This is a genomic window from Georgenia sp. G2120 (assembly GCF_055326485.1).
In genome coordinates, this window is the sequence record NZ_JBUZNL010000012.1 from 87028 (window position 1) to 104773 (window position 17746).

Here is a 17746-nt window from a genome sequence, read left to right on the forward strand (position 1 = left end):
CTCCCCCTCAGGTCGTGGCGCGGGCGGGGCGGGCGCCGCGCTCGGCCCGCCACGCGTCAGCGTACGGCGGGTGGACGGCGAGGAGCTCGGCGTGCGTGCCGCGGGCGAGCACCCGGGCGGGCGCGACGGAGCCGTCGTCGGGTCCGCCCGCCCGGTTCGACGGATGGTCCGACGGGTGGTCCCGACCGAGCACGAGCACCTCGTCGGCCGCGGCGAGGGGGGCCAGACGGTGAGTGACGAGCAGGATACCGCGTGCCTCCCTCTCGGGCGCCCCTCCCGCGCGCGGCGCGGTGAGCAGGTCGGTGACGAGCTCGTCGGCCGTCCCGGGGTCGAGGTGCTCCGCCGGCTCGTCCAGGAGGAGCAGCGGAGCGCGGGACGCGAGGGCGCGGGCCAGCAGGAGGCGACGTCGTTCGCCGCCGGAGATCGTCGTGGCGTCGGCACCGAGCCGGGTGGCGAGCCCGTCCGGGAGGCCCGCGAGCCAGGGTCCGAGACCGACCTGCTCGAGCAGCGCGGACGCCTCGCCCTCGGTGAGGTCGCCGCGACCGACGCGGAGGTTCTCCAGCACGCTCGTGGCGAAGACGTGGGCGTCCTCGGCGGTGAGCGTCACGGTGGAGGCGCGGTCGGCCGAGGTGAGGGCGGTCGCGGCGTGCCCGTCGATCGTCGCCGTGCCGGCCGCCGGTTCCAGCAGGCCGGCGAGCGTGGCGAGCACGGTGGACTTGCCGATCCCGGACGGGCCGACGACGGCGATCGACCGGCCCGGGGACAGGTCGACGTCGACGCGCGCCACGGTGGGGCCGCCGGGCCAGGCGACCGCGAGGTCCTGTGCGAGCAGCCGAGGCCCGGTTGCGTCCCGACCGGTGGTGGTGGCATGGGGAGCGGCGGTCGGTACCGACCCCGGCGCCGCGACGGTCGGCGACCGGTCCGCCGGTGCGGACGCGGAGGACGCCCCGGCCTGGTCGGCGGGCGCCCCCGCGGCGTCCACGAGGCCGAGGACCCGGCGGGCGGCGGCCGCGCTCGTCACCCTCTGGACCGCGGCCTGACCGAGGACCGCGGTGCCCTCGAAGCTCGCGAGCGGCGTGAGCGCGACGACGCACAGCCCGACCTCGGACAGCTGCCCGGCGCCGACGGCCGCGATCCCGAGCACCAGTGCGCCGACGACTCCCACGGCCATGCCCGTGAGGTCGAGCGCGGCGGCGAACCCCCGGGCCCGGCCGATCGCGTCGCGCTCCCGCGCGAGGCGGCGCTCGGTCGCACCCAGCGCCGCCAGGGCGGTGCCGACCCGCCCCGAGGTCTGCAGCTCGGCAGCCCCGTCGATCAGCGCACCGGAGTGTGCCGTGAGGTCGGCACGAGCTGCGACCTGCGCGGTGGCCGCCCGCCGGGCCGCGGCTGCCGTGACGGCGGGTGAGACCACCCCCGCCAGCAGCAGGCCTGCCGCGAGGACCAGCCCGGCGGCGGGCAGCAGGGCACCGACGATCGTCACGGACACCAGAGCGACGCCGAGGGCCACCGCCCGGGGGACGGTCGAGCGGACGACGAGGTCACCGATCGCGTCGACGTCCTCGCCGGCGCGGGCCAGCAGGTCGCCGCGGCGCAGCGTGGCCACGACCTCGGTACGGCCGCCCGCGAGCGCCAGGTAGGTGCGCTCGCGGAGCGTGGCGACGCCGTCGAGGGCCACCTTGTGGGAGGCGAGGCGCTCGAGGTAGCGGAACAGGGCCTTGGAGATGCCGAACGTGCGCACGCCCACCGCCGCGACCGACAGCGTGAGCACGGGCGGGTGCTGGGAGGCACGCGCGATGAGCCACGCCGAGACGGCCGTGAGCCCGACGCCCGCGCCGACGGCGAGGACACCGAGCAGCACCGCCCAGGCCACCCGCCACCGCGAGACACCGAGCATCGCGACCGCACGCCGCAGCACGACCCGCTCGCCCGCCCCCTCGCCCACGGTCACTCCCTCGCCCACGGTCACCGCGCGGCCTCCTCGTCCGCCACGGTGCAGGAGTCGGCGGCGACCACCTCGACGACGTGGTCGGAGACCGCGACGAGCGCGGGACGGTGCGCGACGACGAGCACGGTGCGGCCCGCGTCCCGCAGAGCCCGGACCGCTGTCAGGACGTGGCTCTCGGCGGCGGCGTCGAGGTGCGCCGAGGGTTCGTCGAGCACGACGAGCGGGGCGTCGGCGACGAGCGCGCGCGTGAGGGCCAGCCGCTGGCGCTGCCCGACCGACAGGCCGACACCCCCGTGGCCCACCACGGTGTCCCACCCGTGCGGCAGCTGGCACAGCGCCTCGTCGAGCCCGGTGGCGCGGGCGGCCGCCGCGAGCACGTCGGCCCCCGCGCCCGGGGCGACGTTCTCGGCGACCGTGCCGGGCAGGATCGTCGGGCGCTGCGGGACGTACGCGACCTGGGCCCACCAGGACTCCCGGTCGACGTCGGCGAGGTCGGTCTCCGTTCCGTCGGGGGCGCGCACAACCACCCGCCCGGTGTCGGGGGCGAGGACGCCGAGGGTGGTGAGGGCCGTCGTCGTCTTGCCCGACCCCGACGGGCCGACGAGCGCCGTGACCTCCCCGGGTGCGATCTCGGCGTCGAGCCCCGCGGGGGCGAGGCGGTCGCTGTCGCCCGCCCGGACCCCGAGGCCCTGGAGGAGCACCGTCGAGCCGCGCAGCCCGGGTGCGGGGGCGGTGCCGGACCCGGCGGCCGGGGCGTCGAGCACGGCGAACGCCTTCTCCGCGGCCGCGACGCCGTCGGACGACGCGTGGAACTGGGTGCCGACCTCGCGCAGCGGCCGGAAGACCTCGGGCGCGAGCATGATGCACACCAGGGCGCCCTCGAGGCCGACGTGCCCGTAGACGAGCCGCATGCCGACGCTGACGGCGACGAGCGCGACGCAGATCGAGGTGAGGAACTCGAGCACGGCCCCGGAGAGGAACGCGAGGCGTAGCGTGCGCATGGTGGCGGCCGACCATGCTCGTCCCAGCTCCCGCACCCGCCTCGCGGGCCCGTGCTCGCGGCCGAGCGCGGTGAGGGTGGCCAGGCCGGCCATGAGGTCGACGAGCTGGGCGCCGAGGCGGGACATCGACGCGAGGCGGGCGTCGGCGAACTGCTGGGTGAGTCGCCCGATGAGGATCATGAACACCGGGATCAGGGGGATCGTCACCGCGAGGATGGCCGCGGAGGTGAGGTCGGCCCCGAGCACCACCGCGAGCGTGGCGGGCGTGACCGTCGCGGCCAGGACCAGCTGGGGCAGGTAGCGCACGAGGTAGGGCTCGAGGTCGTCCAGGCCGCGCACGGCGAGGGTGACGCTGTCGGCGCCGTGCTCCGCCCGCCACCGGGGGCCGAGCGCGAGCGCGTGGGCGAGCACGCCTGCGCGGAGCTCCGCGACGACGTCGGTGGCCGCCCGGTGCGCGACTGACTCCTGGGCGCCGTGCACGAGCGCGCGGGCGACCAGGACGACGCCGAGCCAGATCAACGGCGTGCGGACGTCGGTGAGGGTGGCGCCGCCCTCGATCGCCGCGGCGAGGATGCGCGCGAGGAGGAGGACCTGCGCGATCACCAGCGCCGCCGTCGTGGCCCCGGCCAGGGCGACGACGACGACGTAGCGCCGCGCCGCACGGGCGTGCGCGAGGAGTCGGGGGTCGAGCGGCTTCACGCTGTCGGCGCACCGTCGTCGTCGGACCCGGCGTCGGACCCGTCGTCGGACCCGGCGTCGCCCCTGTCCGACCTGGCGGCGACCCGGACCGGGACGGTGACCCGCCGGTCGAGGCCGGCGGGCGTGTCGGGCAGGACGTCGGCGTTGATCCGGCGGCGGAAGACCCAGTACGACCACGCCTGGTAGGCGAGCACCACGGGGACGAGGACGAGCGCGACGATGCTCATGACGACGAGCGTCGGCCCGGTGGCCGCGGCCTCGCGGAAGGTCAGCGAGTACGCGGGGTCGACCGAGGAGCGCATGACGTCGGGCGCCATCGCGCCGACGATCAGCACGACGGCGGCGACGATCGTCACGGCGGAGCAGACGAACGACCGCCCCTCCTGCTCGCGGTGCGCGAAGAACGCGGCGCCGACCAGGCCGACCGCGGCGACGACCAGCGGTGCCCACGTCCACACGTGGGCGGAGTGGGCGAGCTGGGCCCACAGCCCCCAGGCGGCGCCGACCACGAGGGCGATCAGCGAGAGCGGCTTGGCGGCGGCGACGGCCTGGTCGTGCACGGTTCCGGCCGTCTTCCAGGCGAGGAACACCATGCCGTGGGCGAGGAACAGCACCGCTGTGAGCAGGCCGCCGAGGAGGGTGAACGGGGTGAGGAGCGAGAGCAGGCCACCGGTGAGCTGGGCGTTGCCGGCGTCGTCCCGGACGATCTCCATGCCCTGGACGAGGTTGGCGAACGCGACCCCCCACAGGACGGCGGGCACCCAGGCGGAGATCGTGTGCAGGAGGTCCCAGCGCCGGCGCCAGGCGGGGTCGGTGACCTTGCCGCGCCACTCGATGGCGCAGATCCGCACGATCAGCGCGACGAGGATGACCAGCAGCGGCAGGTACATGCCCGAGAACATCGTGGCGTACCACTCGGGGAACGCCGCGAACATGGCTCCGCCCGCGGTGATCAGCCACACCTCGTTGCCGTCCCAGTGCGGGCCGATCGCGGACAGCATGGTGCGCCGCTCCTTGTCGCGGCGCTGCGCGTCGCCGCGGGGCAGGATCGTCAGCAGCATGCCGACGCCGAAGTCGAATCCCTCAAGCACGAGGTAGCCGGTCCACAGGACCGCGATGAGGACGAACCAGACGAGGGGAAGCGCCTCGGTCATGTCGATCGGTCTCCTTGTCGGGTCGGGCGGTTCAGTAGGCGAAGGACAGCGGCTGGTCGTCGTCGGCGGGGTCCGGCTCGGGCGCGGGGGCGGGGTCGATCCCCTCGCGGACGTACCGGCGCACGAGCCAGAACCAGACGACGCCGAGCGCCGCGTACAGCAGGGTGAACGTCACCAGCGAGGTGAGGACCGTCGTCGAGGTGACGACCGTGGACACGCCGTCCGCCGTGCGCAGCCAGACCTGGTCGACCGGGTTGTCCGGGTTCGGGTGGACGACCCACGGCTGTCGGCCCATCTCGGTGAAGATCCAGCCGAACGAGGAGGCGAGGAACGGCATGGGCAGCGAGACCAGGCACAGGCGGGAGAACCAGCGCGAGCCGGTCACCCGTCCTCCGCGCAGCGCCCACAGACCCCACACCGCCAGGGCGGCGGAGAACACGCCGAGCCCGATCATCAGGCGGAAGCTCCAGTACGTGACGACGAGGTTGGGGCGGTAGTCGACCCCCTCCCCGTAGAGCTCCTCGTACTCGGCCTGGACGTCGTTGACGCCCGGCAGGTAGCTCTCCTCGCCGGCGAAGCTGTTGGTTCCCATGAACGAGGTGACGCCGGGCAGCTCGAAGAGGTGGATGGCGTTCTCGCAGTCGTTCGACAGGTCGCCGATCGCGAGGATGGACAGGGGGACGGACTCGCCGCCGTCGCAGACGGCCTCGGCGGAGGCCATCTTCATGGGCTGTTGCTCGTACATGAGCTGGCCCTGGTGGTGGCCCGTGAGGATCACGGCGACGCCGGAGATCACCACCGTGATCAGGCCGACCATCGCGCCCGGTCGCCACACGTGCCGCGCCTCGGCCTCGGCCTGGTCGCCCTCGTGGGCGAGGCCGGAGGCGGGGGAGCCCGCGCCGCGGACGGTGCGCACGATCCACCAGCCGCACACGCCGGCCACGAGCGTGCCCGCCACGAGGAAGGCGGCCGCGACGGCGTGGCCGAACGCGGCGATCGCCGTGTTGTTCGTGATGACCTCGAGGAAGCCGCCGATGCCGTCGAGCTCGGCGCGGCCCGTCTCGGCGTTGTAGACGGCGCCGACCGGGTGCTGCATCCACGAGTTCGCCGCGATGATCCAGTACGCCGACAGGTTGACGCCGATCGCCACCATCCAGATGCACGCCAGGTGCAGGCCCTTGGACAGGCGTTCCTTGCCGAAGAGCCACAGGCCGAGGAACGTCGACTCGAGGAAGAAGGCGGCCAGCGCCTCGATGGCGAGCGGGGCGCCGAAGATGTCGCCGACGAACCGCGAATACTCCGACCAGTTCATGCCGAACTGGAACTCCTGGACGATGCCGGTGGCCACGCCGAGCGCGAAGTTGATGAGCAGGATCTTGCCGAAGAAGTTCGTCAGCTTGAGCCAGTGATCCTTGCCGGTGCGCCACCAGAACGTCTGCATGAGCGCGACGAGCGGGGCCAGGCCGATCGTCAGCGGGACGAGGATGAAGTGGTAGACGGTCGTGATGCCGAACTGCCACCTGGCGAGCTCCAGGGCTTCCACTTGGCTGTCCTTCCGGGCAGGGCTGTCGCACGGGTGAGCGCGGCTGCCGCCACGGTAGGAAGCGACACCGCGTCAGTGCCGGGACCAAGGTCCTGCGAGGTGACGCGACGTCGCGATCTGTGGGCGGGGGCGGGCGGTGCGCTGGGATGCGGGACGTGGGCGAGGTTGCAGGGTCCGGACGGCCTCCGTGTGGGATACTCGCCGGGACCCTGCCGCGGGGCCGTTCCCCCGCGCGGGGTCCGACGACGAGTTCCACGTCGGTGAGCAGGACCGGTTCGCGCCGCCAGAGAGCGCCGCCGCGACCGCCCTGCGTAGCCGACGAACCGCCGGGCGACAGAGCCCGCGCGGCTGCGGGGTTCGCCGTCGGCGTTCCTGCCCCGTCGCGGCGGGGGGCGCACCCACAGGACTTCCGTCCGCGCACGCCGCGGACGACGAGAGGCTCACCGGGCCGAGGGACGGCCGGCACGGTGGGTGGAAGGATTTGCATGTCTGAGAGCTCCGAGCCCACGGCACAGGCAGGCGAGCAGGCGGGGGAGACCGCCGCACCGGCACCGCGCAGGCGCGCCTCGCGCCGCGCCACCAAGCCGGCCGCCGCGCCCACGGTCCCCGAGGAGACCACCGGGACCGCCGGTTCAGCCCCGTCCGACGACGACGCCGCAGCGCCCGGCGCCGCCGACTCGTCCGGCGAGGCCGCATCGTCCGCCGCCGGCGCGGACGCCCCGGCCGCGACCGACGAGGCCGCCCCGAAGGTCACCCGGACCCGCGCGACGCGCACGTCCGGCTCGGCCCGCGCGTCCGGCACCCGCTCGACCACGAGCCGCGCCACCCGCTCGCGCCAGGCCGCCGCCCCCGCCGACAGGGCCGGCGCCGACGAGATCGCCACCGACGCCGCCTCGACCGACGTCGGCGCAAGCACCGCTACCTCGGCCGACGTCGACGCGACGTCCACCGTCGAGACCGGCGCGGCCCCGACGACGACCGGCGGCGATGTCGAGAGCTCCGCCGACGGCACGACCACGTCCTCGGACGCCACCGCGACGACCACCGGCGACGCCGCGCCGAGCACCACCACCGACCTCACCGCCGACGTCGAGGCCCTCGGCGCCTCCCGCGCCGCACGGTCGACCGGGACCGGGACCAGGTCGAGCCGCACGTCGGGATCCTCCACCTCCACCGGCACCCGCTCGCGCCGCGCGACGAGCGGCGGTTCACGGCGGGCGAGCTCGCGCGTGACCACACCCGCGGCCGCCGAGCCCGCCGAGACCGAGGTGCCCCGCACGACGGCCGGCACGGCCACCGCGGCGTCCGGTCTGGACGCCGTCGTCGCCGAGGCCGCGACCGCCGCCACCGGGTCCGCCGACCTCGCCGACGCCGCCAAGGACACCGCCCCGGCCGCGCGCAAGCCGCGCCGCAGCCGCCGCGCGACCGCCCCCGCGCGCGAGCCCGACCAGAGCATCGACGTCCTCGCCGAGCTCGGTGTCGAGACCGCCGACGGATCGGCCGACGCCGACGACGACACCCAGGCCGCCGGGCAGCCGGACGCGGGCCCGGACGTCGCCGCGACGACCGACCCCGCAGACGACACCGCGACGCAGGCCACCACCGACGTCGACCCCGACGAGATCGACGACGAGGACGCGACGGACGAGCAGTCCGACGAGCCTCGACTGCCGGCCTCGGCCCTCCTCTTCCAGGCGCCCGACCCGGCCAAGGCGCGCCCCCGGCGTCGTGCCGTGGCCCCGGCAGGGGCCCCCGAGGTGCGCTTCGGCGCGCCGGCGACCGATGACGCGTCGGAGCGGGCGCAGGCGTCGGACACCGAGGACACCGACGACAGTGACGAGCAGTCCGCCGACGAGCGCCCGCGCTCCCGCGGCCGCGGCGGATCGCGCCGTGGCTCGGGCGGCCGGTCCGGCTCGCGCCAGGGCGGCGACCGCTCCGGCGACGGCCCGGCCGACGACGCGGCCGGCACCGCCGGCGACACGAGCACCGGCTCCTCCGCCTCCTCCGACGACGACGGGTCCGACGACGACTCCGACGAGTCCCAGAACGACGAGTCCCAGAACGGCGAGGGCGGCGGCAACCGTCGGCGTCGTCGTCGGGGCGGCCGCGGCCGACGCAACCGGTCCGGCTCGCGCGGCAACGGCGAGGGCTCCAGCGACTCGGACGACTCCGGTGACGACTCCGACGACGGCGACGAGCAGAACGGGTCGGGCTCGGGCGGCCGCGGCCAGGACCGCTCGCGCTCCGGCGAGAACGACTCCGACGGGGACGGCGGTGACGACTCCGGCAACGATGACGGCGAGGACGGCTCGAGCTCGCGTCGTCGTCGGCGCCGTCGTCGCTCCGGCGGGCAGGGCGACGACGACGGGGGCGCCGCGCGTGCCCGCAACGAGGTGACGGCCCTCAAGGGGTCGACCCGCCTCGAGGCCAAGCGCCAGCGCCGCCGTGAGGGTCGCGACGCCGGCCGCCGCCGCACGACGATCTCCGAGTCGGAGTTCCTCGCGCGCCGCGAGTCGGTCGAGCGCACGATGCTCGTGCGCGAGCAGGACGGCCTCAACCAGATCGCCGTGCTCGAGGACGGCGTCCTGGTCGAGCACTACGTCGCCCGGCACACCCAGACCTCGATGGTCGGCAACGTCTACCTCGGGCGCGTGCAGAACGTGCTGCCCTCGATGGAGGCCGCGTTCATCGACGTCGGCAAGGGCCGCAACGCGGTCCTCTACGCCGGCGAGGTCAACTGGGAGGCCGCCGGTATGGACGGCCAGCCCCGGCGCATCGAGCAGGCGCTCAAGTCCGGCGACCAGGTGCTCGTCCAGGTCACCAAGGACCCGATCGGGCACAAGGGCGCCCGCCTCACCTCGCAGATCACGCTCGCCGGCCGGCACCTCGTGCTCGTCCCCTCGGGCGCGATGACCGGTATCTCCCGCAAGCTCCCCGAGGGCGAGCGGAACCGCCTGAAGAAGCTGCTCAAGGAGATCGTGCCCGCCGGATCCGGCGTCATCGTGCGCACCGCCGCCGAGGGCGCGACCGAGGAGCAGCTGCGCAGCGACGTCGAGCGGCTGACGAAGATCTGGGACGACATCACGAAGAAGTCGTCCGGCAACGCCAAGGCGCCCGTCCTGCTCAAGGGCGAGCCCGAGCTCGCCGTCCGCGTGGTCCGCGACGTCTTCAACGAGGACTTCGCCAAGCTGGTCGTGGCCGGCGACACCGCGTGGCGCACGATCAGCGACTACGTGGGCGACATGTCCCCGGACCTCGCCGAGCGCCTGCACCACTGGACGGACGACAAGGACCTGTTCGCCGAGCACCGCGTGGACGAGCAGCTCGCCAAGGGCATGGACCGCAAGGTCTGGCTGCCCTCGGGCGGCTCGCTCGTCATCGACCGCACCGAGGCCATGACGGTCGTCGACGTCAACACCGGCAAGTTCACCGGCTCGGGCGGGACGCTCGAGGAGACGGTGACGAAGAACAACCTCGAGGCCGCCGAGGAGATCGTCCGCCAGCTCCGGCTGCGGGACATCGGCGGCATCATCGTCATCGACTTCATCGACATGGTGCTGCCCGCCAACCGCGACCTCGTGGTCCGGCGCCTGCTCGAGTGCCTCGGCCGCGACCGCACGCGTCACCAGGTGGCCGAGGTGACGAGCCTCGGGCTCGTCCAGATGACCCGCAAGCGGGTCGGCCAGGGCCTGGTCGAGGCGTTCTCCACGCCGTGCGAGCACTGCCACGGCCGCGGGTTCGTCGTCCACGACCACCCGATCGAGCGCAGCGACGCCGCCGAGGCGCAGATCGCCGACTCCTCCGAGCAGGGTGGTCGCCGTCGCCGCGGGCGCGGCGGCTCCGGCCGGGGCGGCAACGGGTCCGGCGGCGGCTCCGGCTCCGGCGGCAACGGCTCGTCCGGCTCCGGCGGCGGCAAGGACCAGGACTCGTCCGGCGAGGCCAAGCCCGAGCCGGACCGCGAGGCCGTGCGTCAGACGCTCGCGCAGATCGCCGCCGCGGCGGCCAGCGCCCACGACCGTACGGGCGCGGACTCCGCGGCGACCGCCGAGGAGGGGGCTCAGGTCGGACAGTCGTCCGACGCCCCGGCCGCGGGCGAGACCGGGGACACGGGCACGACGACGACCGACGCGCCGGCTGCCTCCGACGAGTCGGGCGCGGTTCCTGCGGCGGACGCCACGGCCGACGACGCGTCGTCCGGTGCGTCCGGCTCCGACGACGCCTCCGCCGATGCGCCGGCCGCGGGCTGGGCCACCACGATCGACGCCCCCGGCGCCGGTTCGACGACCGAGGCCGCGCCCGACGACGCGACGCCCACGGGCGGCGGGGCAGAGGACGCGACGTCTACTGAGGCAGCGGCCGGAGACAGGCCTGCCGCCGAGGCAGCCCCCGCCGAGGCAGCCCCCGCCGAGGCAGCCCCTGCCGAGGCGGGCGAGCCCGCCGAGGTGAGCTCCGCCGTCGGGCAGGGTGCGGCCGACGAGGGGACCGAGGCCGTGAAGGCCCCGGCCCCGCGGAAGCGTCGGTCGCGCCGCGCGACGAGCGCGCCGACCGCGGCTCCGTCCGGGGAGGCCTGACCGACCGGTCGAGGGCGGGCCGGCTCAGGGCCGCCGACCGACCCGATGACGACGAACGGGCGCGCACCCCGAGGGGTGCGCGCCCGTTCGGCCTTCCCCGTGCGGCGTTCCGGCGTGCGGCCGACCGCCGCTCAGCGCACGAGCGGGTGGTAGCGCAGCGGGTTGGGCCGGCACTCGGCCTCCGTGGCGATACGCATGTCCGCCGCGACGGCGCCCGAGTCGCGCAGGGCGTAGAGCCGGTCGACGACCCGGTCCCGCAACGTCCACGGGTCGATCGTGTTGAGGTAGATCTTCGTGCCGCCCTCGAAGCCCGCGAGCGTGGAGACGCGCCACTTGAGCATGATCCGCCAGGGCATCGGCTGGTCGACGTCGGCCGGCTGGTGGTGCCACTCCTCGTTGCACGGCACGAGCGTGCCGGTCGCCGCGTGGCAGGCGTGCACGAGGTCCGAGACCGCGCGCAGCTCGTCGGCCGAGTGCTCCCACGGCGCCGTGCGCTCCGAGCGGGAGTAGATCTCGAGCGTGGGGTAGCGGTGGCCGAACCCGGCGAACGCGACCGCGTGGTCGTTCTCCGCCACCACGAGGTTCTGGTACTGCGCGTAGTTGACAGCCGACTCGTTGAAGAGGTTGGGGTTCGCGCGCAGCCGCTGCAGCTCGAGCTCGGCCTGGACGCCACGCTCGTCGATCGCCACGAGCTGCTTGTGCAGGTGGTCGAAGCTCGCCCCGGCCGGCTTCAGCCAGTTCTGGAACACCGCCACGTAGCGCGCGTAGCGGTTGGCCTCGTAGAGGGACCGCATCGCGTCGACCGTGAAGGACGTGTACCGGTGGTGCTCCTGCGGGGTCAGCGTCCCCGACGAGGCGAGGTCGACGTCGGTCGTGGCGTCGTCGGTGAAGTGCCGGCGCGCGACGATCACGTCGTGGCCGCCCCCGAAGAACCCGGTGGCGTGCGCGAGGCGGTCGGCCTCGCCCATCGACTCCCACGTGGAGGTCGCGTCGCCGGAGGCCCGCAGGCGCTGGTCGACGACCCGGGCGACGTGCGCCTCGCCGTCGGGGGTGGCGAGGTAGGCGTCGCGGCGCTCCGCCACCGCGGCGGGCACCTCGTAGCCGTAGTTCTGGTGCCAGTAGTCGAAGGAGAGGATCTCGAACAGGTTGGGGATGCGCCGGAACTCGGCGACCGTGTCGAACATCCGCGCCGCCGGGAGACCGCGCAGGAGCTGCCAGTGATCGTCCGGCGCGAACCGGGCGTCGGCGTCGGGCCGTTCGTCGTCGTCGGAGGGGTCGGAGGTGGTGGGACCCTCGTGCCGGACGAGGCGGGCCTTCTCGGGCGGCGTCTCGTCGTAGCGCAGGTGGCAGAACGCACAGTGCCGGCCGTGCTGGGCCGGGTCGAGCGCGGTGGGCTCCGCGGGCGGCTGCCCGATCGGGCGATGGGCGCGGCCGGGGACCGTCCAGACCTCCGTCCCGGTGAACGGTGAGACCTGCTTGATCGTCCCGTCCGTCATCCTGGTCAGCGGTGCCGCGCCGGGCGCGTGGGGCTGAGGCATGCCGTCACGGTAGTGCGGGCGACGCGCGGGGCGGGGAGGTGCCTGTGCGGGATCACACAGGCGATCCGGGGCGTCCCCGCACGTCTGAGCCTTGCCGCTGGGGGCCGCGGTGCGTAACCTAGGTCGTCGGCGCGCGCTGCGCCGACAGTGAAGAATCCCCGTGGCCCCGCGGCCGCGGCACGTCCGCGCCGAGCGGGCGGAGGGTTCCCCCAGCAGCGATACAGAGATGAGCAGCAACGTGGTCTACGCGATCGTCAAGGCCGGCGGCCGGCAGGAGAAGGTGTCCGTCGGCGACATCGTCGTCGTCAACAAGATGGCCGGTGCGCCCGGCGACACCGTCGAGCTGACCCCGATCCTGCTCGTCGACGGCGAGAAGGTCACCACCGCGGCCGACGGCATCTCCGCCAAGGTCACCGCAGAGATCGTCCGTGCCGAGAAGGGCAAGAAGGTCACGATCCTGCGCTACAAGAACAAGACCGGCTACATGCGCCGCCAGGGCCACCGCCAGTCGCTCACGCGGCTCAAGGTCACCGGCATCTCCTGATCCCGCCGGTCCGGCAGCCCGGACCGCACCCGACGCACGCGCGCGAGCGCACCACCTCACGAAGAGAGAGCAGAACGAGATGGCAACGAAGAAGGGCGCCAGTTCCTCCAAGAACGGCCGCGACTCCACCGCGCAGCGCCTGGGCGTCAAGCGCTTCGGCGGCCAGGTCGTCAAGGCCGGCGAGATCCTCGTCCGCCAGCGCGGCACGCGTCTGCACCCGGGCCTCGGCGTCGGCCGCGGCAAGGACGACACCCTGTTCGCCCTCGAGGCGGGCACCGTCGAGTTCGGTCGTCGCCGCGACCGCCGCGTGGTGAACATCCTCCCGCTGGAGGTCTGAGCACCACCGCTTCATCCTTGACGGGGGCGGACGGCATGATGCCGTCCGCCCCTCGTCTGTATCCACCCACCTGGAGGACCGCATGGCCAGCTTCGTCGACCGGGTCGTCCTCCATGCCGCCGGCGGGAACGGCGGCCACGGGGTCGCCTCGATCCGCCGTGAGAAGTTCAAGCCCCTGGCCGGGCCCGACGGCGCGAACGGCGGCAACGGCGGGGACGTCGTCCTCGTCGTCGACCCGCAGATCCACACGCTGCTCGACTACCACCACGCGCCCCACCGGCGCGCCCCCAACGGCGGGCAGGGCGCGGGCGACATGCGGCAGGGTGCGAACGGGGCCGACCTCGTGCTCGGCGTGCCCGACGGCACCGTGGTGAAGACCTCCGACGGCGAGGTCATTGCGGACCTCGTGGGCGCCGGCACCTCGGTCGTCATCGCCGAGGGCGGCCGCGGCGGGCTCGGCAACGCGGCCCTGGCCTCCGTGCGCCGCAAGGCCCCCGGCTTCGCCCTGCTCGGCGAGGAGGGGGAGGAGCGGGACGTCGTCCTCGAGGTCAAGTCGGTCGCCGACGTCGCCCTCGTCGGCTTCCCCTCGGCGGGCAAGTCCTCCCTCATCGCCACGGTCAGCGCGGCGCGGCCCAAGATCGCCGACTACCCGTTCACCACGCTGGTGCCCAACCTCGGCGTGGTGATGGCGGGCGACGAGCGCTTCACCGTTGCCGACGTCCCCGGGCTCATCCCCGGCGCCTCCACCGGCAAGGGCCTGGGACTGGAGTTCCTCCGCCACGTCGAGCGGTGCGCCGTGCTCGTCCACGTCCTCGACTGCGCCACGCTCGAGCCGGGGCGCGACCCGATCTCCGACCTCGACACGATCGAGGCCGAGCTCGCCGCCTACTCCGCGGACCTCGACGCCGCGGCCGGGGCGGTGCCCCTCATGCAGCGGCCCCGCGTGGTGGTGCTCAACAAGATCGACGTGCCCGAGGCCCGCGAGCTCGCCGAGTTCGTCCGCCCCGACCTCGAGGCGCGCGGCCTCAAGGTCTTCGAGGTCTCCACGGCCACCCACGAGGGACTGCGGCCTCTCACGTTCGCCCTGTCCGAGATCGTGTCCCGGGCGCGTGCCGAGGCCGCCGAGGTCGCGGCGCCGCGCGTCGTGCTGCGCCCCACCGCGGTCGACGACGCCGGGTTCACCGTCACCCGCAAGGGCAGCGCCGACGAGCCGTTCTTCCAGGTCCGCGGCAAGCGCCCCGAGCGCTGGGTCAAGCAGACCGACTTCTCCAACGACGAGGCGGTCGGCTACCTCGCCGACCGGCTCGCGCGCCTCGGGGTCGAGACCGAGCTGATGAAGGCCGGCGCCGTCCCCGGCGACACGGTCGTCATCGGACCCGCCGACGGCGGAGTCCTGTTCGACTGGGAGCCCACGATGTCCACCGGCGCCGAGCACCTGGGCCCCCGCGGGACCGACCTGCGGGTCGAGGACGAGCGCCGCCGGCCCACGCGCGCCGAGAAGCGCCGCGAGTTCCACGAGTCGATGGACGCCAAGACCGCCGCCCGCGAGGAGCTGTGGACCGAGCGCAAGGCGGGCCACTGGGCCGACCCGTCCGACGAGTGAGCGCGCGCGTCACGGCCTGACCGTGGCCGCTTCGTGGCACGGGCCGAGCCACCGAGGAGCCGCGCGGCACAATGTCCGGGTGAGCTTCCCGACCGTCCACCGGCCCCTCGCCAACCGTGCGCTCCTCGCCCGGGCGGGGTGCGTCGTCGTGAAGATCGGTTCCTCCTCGCTCACGCGCACGGACGGCTCGCTCGACCTCGAGCGGATCGCGCAGCTCTCCACGCTGCTCGCCACGCGGGTCGCGCAGGACCGGCAGGTCGTCCTCGTGTCCTCGGGTGCCATCGCCGCCGGTCTCGCACCGCTCGGTCTCAGCGCCCGGCCGAAGGACCTCGCCACGCAGCAGGCTGCGGCGTCGGTCGGCCAGGGGATGATCCTCGCCCGCTACACGGAGGCGTTCGCGCGGCACGGGCGGCGCGTGGGCCAGGTGCTGCTCACGGCGGAGGATCTCGTGCGCCGTCAGAGTCACGTCAATGCCGCCCGCGCGCTCGACAAGCTCCTCAGCCTCGGCGTGACACCGATCGTCAACGAGAACGACGCCGTCGCCACCGACGAGATCCGCTTCGGGGACAACGACCGGCTCGCCGCGCTGGTGGCCAACCTCGTCCGGGCCGACGCGCTCGTCCTGCTCACCGACGTCGACGGCCTCTACGACGGCCACCCCGCACACCCGACGTCGTCGCTGATCCCCACGGTCATCGGGCCCGAGGATCTGGCGGGCATCGAGGTCACCGGCCGTGGCTCCGCGGTGGGGACCGGAGGCATGGTGACCAAGCTCGAGGCCGCGTCGATCGCCACCGGCTCCGGCATCCCGGTGGTCCTCACCGACGCCGACCACGCCGCCGATGCGCTTGCCGGCCGGCCGGTCGGCACCTGGTTCGCCGCCCGCGGCCGCCGGATGTCCGCGCGCAGGCTCTGGCTCGCGCACGCGGCCAGGCCGCGCGGGAGCGTGCTGGTCGACGCCGGTGCGGCTGCGGCCGTGGGGGAGCGGCAGCGCTCGCTGCTGATCCCCGGGATCACCGAGGTGGTCGGGGACTTCGAGGCCGGGGACGTGGTCGAGGTGCTCGGGCCGGAGGGCCTCGTGGCCCGGGGAGTCAGCGGTTATGACACCCGCGAGCTCACAGATCTCGTCGCGGCGCCGATGGCGGAGCGGGCGAACCTGCGACCCGCGGTCCACCGCGACGACCTCGCGGTCATGCGGGACGTGGGCGGACGCGCGCAGAGCACCTGACCCGGGGCGCACGCCGCCCCCGCGCGTCCGGAACGTGAGACAGCACCGGGTGGTCGTTGACCCCGGGCGGCAAGCCTGCCTAGTGTCCCTCCAGGTCTTGAGAACCAGTGCGAAGCCCCGGCTCGCTGGTCGGCAACCCCCCTCGTGTGGCGGGGGTGCTCCGGGTGATGACCTGGCTCCACGTCCGTGGAGCAACGCCCGGCGCAGCCCGCGCCCTTGCACGAAGGATCCGGACATGATGCAGCAGGTGAGCACCCACCGATCCAGCTCCACCCTCCTCCCGGCGATGATGATGTGCATGCGCCCGGGCTGTCGGCGAATGTCGGCCTGACAGCCCGGAGACACCAGCGACGCCTGCGCTCCCGCGCCGCGTCACCGCCGGTCGAGGCTGCGACCCGCAGGAGCGAGTGACACGCTCCGCCCGCAGCGCTCCCGGTCATCGCACAGCCGTCGGCCGCGCCGCCGACGGCGGGACCCCGTGAGGACCCCTGCCATGAGCATCAGCCTGACCTCTGCCCGACCCGCCACGACCTCCACGACCGGGCCGACGACGACGATCCGCCGCTCGCCCGCGACCGCTCCGTCCACCGGAACACCCGCCGCGCGGACCACGACCACCACCGGCGCCGGCGCGCCCACCACTCCGGACCCGCGGTGCGCCGCCGAGGGCTCGTCGCGGATCGGCGGCGCCGTCGTCGTCGACCTGTCCGGGCTCGGTGCCGCGGTCTCGGACCCCGAGGCCGACCTCCCCGTCGACACCGCCGACCTGCCGCGGCTCGCCCGGCACGCCCACGCCGCCCGCCAGGCGGGGATCGCCGAGGTCGCGCTGTCGCCCGCCTTCCACCTGCGCTCGGACGCGCCGTGGCGCACCGACGCCGGCTCCGACGCGCGCCGCACCGGTGAGCGCCTGACCGACGCCGGCGTCGACGTCCTCCTCCCGGGCGCCGCCGCGCCGACCGCGGGCGGGCCGACCGCCGGGGCCGGCCTCACCGCCGACTCCGCGCGCCGCGCCTCGGCCAGCCGCGCGCGGACCGCCGGTGCGGCGACGACGGTCGGTGCGCGCGTGCGGACCGCTCCCTACGTCGACTCGGTCGCCGAGTGCGAGGCCGCGGGACGGCTCGGCGGCACGGTGATCGTGCGTGCCGTCCACCACGAGCGGGTGGCCGAGTTCGTCGCGGCCGTCCGCCGCGGCGCCGCCGAGGCCGGGGCCGACGTGCGCGTGCTCGTCGAGCTGCACGTGGCGATCGCCGAGACGCGCGAGCGGGCCCTGGCGCGCACGGAGCTCGTGGCGGACATCGCGGCGGTCGAGCAGCGCGAGCTGCCGTGGTCGGGCTCGGCGGCCGTCATCGGCTCCGCCGAGGACGTCCTCGCCGAGGCGCGCTCGTTCGCCGCGCTCGCCGACGGCCTCGTCCTCGTCCCGATCTCCGTGCCGGCCGACCTCACGGCCATCCTCACCGAGCTCGTCTGAGGTAGGCCGGGCGCACTGCCGACGAACGCACGAGCGGGGCGGCGCCACCGGATGGTGGCGCCGCCCCGCTCGTACGTCTGGCGCTGAGCTGTTTGGAGGGTGGGTTAAGCAGTTT

11 protein-coding genes and 1 riboswitch are annotated in these 17746 nt (G+C 74.7%); of the genes, 6 read left to right on the forward strand and 5 right to left on the reverse strand.

Going from position 1 to position 17746, the window contains the following annotated elements:
* Nucleotides 1-7: 7 nt before the first annotated feature.
* From cydC to ACZLMO_RS13205, 4 genes are read right to left on the reverse strand one after another with little or no spacing between them, the layout of a single operon-like run.
* The gene (gene cydC, locus ACZLMO_RS13190) at nucleotides 8-1966 is read right to left on the reverse strand and encodes a thiol reductant ABC exporter subunit CydC (protein ID WP_463654019.1); all 1959 of its coding nucleotides are present in this window, start codon (nucleotides 1964-1966) and stop codon (nucleotides 8-10) included.
* Entirely contained in the window at nucleotides 1963-3645 is a 1683-nt protein-coding gene (gene cydD / locus ACZLMO_RS13195; protein WP_463654020.1) for a thiol reductant ABC exporter subunit CydD, read from the reverse strand. The genes cydC and cydD overlap by 4 nt, the downstream gene beginning before the upstream one ends.
* Nucleotides 3642-4799 carry a cytochrome d ubiquinol oxidase subunit II gene (gene cydB / locus ACZLMO_RS13200; protein WP_463654021.1) on the reverse strand — a complete coding sequence of 386 codons (1158 nt, stop codon included), beginning with the start codon at nucleotides 4797-4799 and terminating at the stop codon, nucleotides 3642-3644. The genes cydD and cydB overlap by 4 nt, the downstream gene beginning before the upstream one ends.
* 31 nt (nucleotides 4800-4830) lie before the next feature.
* On the reverse strand, nucleotides 4831-6342 hold the full coding sequence (locus ACZLMO_RS13205; RefSeq protein WP_425712861.1) for a cytochrome ubiquinol oxidase subunit I: 1512 nt from the start codon (nucleotides 6340-6342) through the stop codon (nucleotides 4831-4833).
* 485 nt (nucleotides 6343-6827) lie between these two features.
* On the opposite strand from ACZLMO_RS13205, the gene ACZLMO_RS13210 reads away from it, so the two are divergent.
* Nucleotides 6828-10913 carry an Rne/Rng family ribonuclease gene (locus ACZLMO_RS13210; RefSeq protein ID WP_463654022.1) on the forward strand — a complete coding sequence of 1362 codons (4086 nt, stop codon included), beginning with the start codon at nucleotides 6828-6830 and terminating at the stop codon, nucleotides 10911-10913.
* A 131-nt stretch (nucleotides 10914-11044) separates the two neighbouring features.
* Here ACZLMO_RS13210 and ACZLMO_RS13215 read toward each other — a convergent pair whose 3' ends face one another.
* Nucleotides 11045-12451, reverse strand: a complete 1407-nt coding sequence (locus ACZLMO_RS13215) for a DUF4921 family protein (RefSeq protein ID WP_463654023.1) — start codon at nucleotides 12449-12451, stop codon at nucleotides 11045-11047.
* Between the two features lie 226 nt (nucleotides 12452-12677).
* On the opposite strand from ACZLMO_RS13215, the gene rplU reads away from it, so the two are divergent.
* From rplU to ACZLMO_RS13240, 5 genes are all read left to right on the forward strand, one after another.
* Nucleotides 12678-12995, forward strand: coding sequence for a 50S ribosomal protein L21 (rplU, locus tag ACZLMO_RS13220; protein ID WP_425712864.1), 318 nt, complete (start codon nucleotides 12678-12680; stop codon nucleotides 12993-12995).
* A 79-nt stretch (nucleotides 12996-13074) separates the two neighbouring features.
* The gene (gene rpmA, locus ACZLMO_RS13225) at nucleotides 13075-13332 is read left to right on the forward strand and encodes a 50S ribosomal protein L27 (protein ID WP_425712865.1); all 258 of its coding nucleotides are present in this window, start codon (nucleotides 13075-13077) and stop codon (nucleotides 13330-13332) included.
* An 82-nt stretch (nucleotides 13333-13414) separates the two neighbouring features.
* Nucleotides 13415-14935, forward strand: a complete 1521-nt coding sequence (gene obgE, locus ACZLMO_RS13230) for a GTPase ObgE (protein WP_463654024.1) — start codon at nucleotides 13415-13417, stop codon at nucleotides 14933-14935.
* 79 nt (nucleotides 14936-15014) lie between these two features.
* On the forward strand, nucleotides 15015-16163 hold the full coding sequence (gene proB / locus ACZLMO_RS13235; RefSeq protein ID WP_463654025.1) for a glutamate 5-kinase: 1149 nt from the start codon (nucleotides 15015-15017) through the stop codon (nucleotides 16161-16163).
* Between the two features lie 93 nt (nucleotides 16164-16256).
* A riboswitch (SAM riboswitch) is annotated at nucleotides 16257-16368 on the forward strand.
* A gap of 288 nt (nucleotides 16369-16656) precedes the next feature.
* Nucleotides 16657-17631 carry a hypothetical protein gene (locus tag ACZLMO_RS13240; protein ID WP_463654026.1) on the forward strand — a complete coding sequence of 325 codons (975 nt, stop codon included), beginning with the start codon at nucleotides 16657-16659 and terminating at the stop codon, nucleotides 17629-17631.
* Nucleotides 17632-17746: the final 115 nt, after the last annotated feature.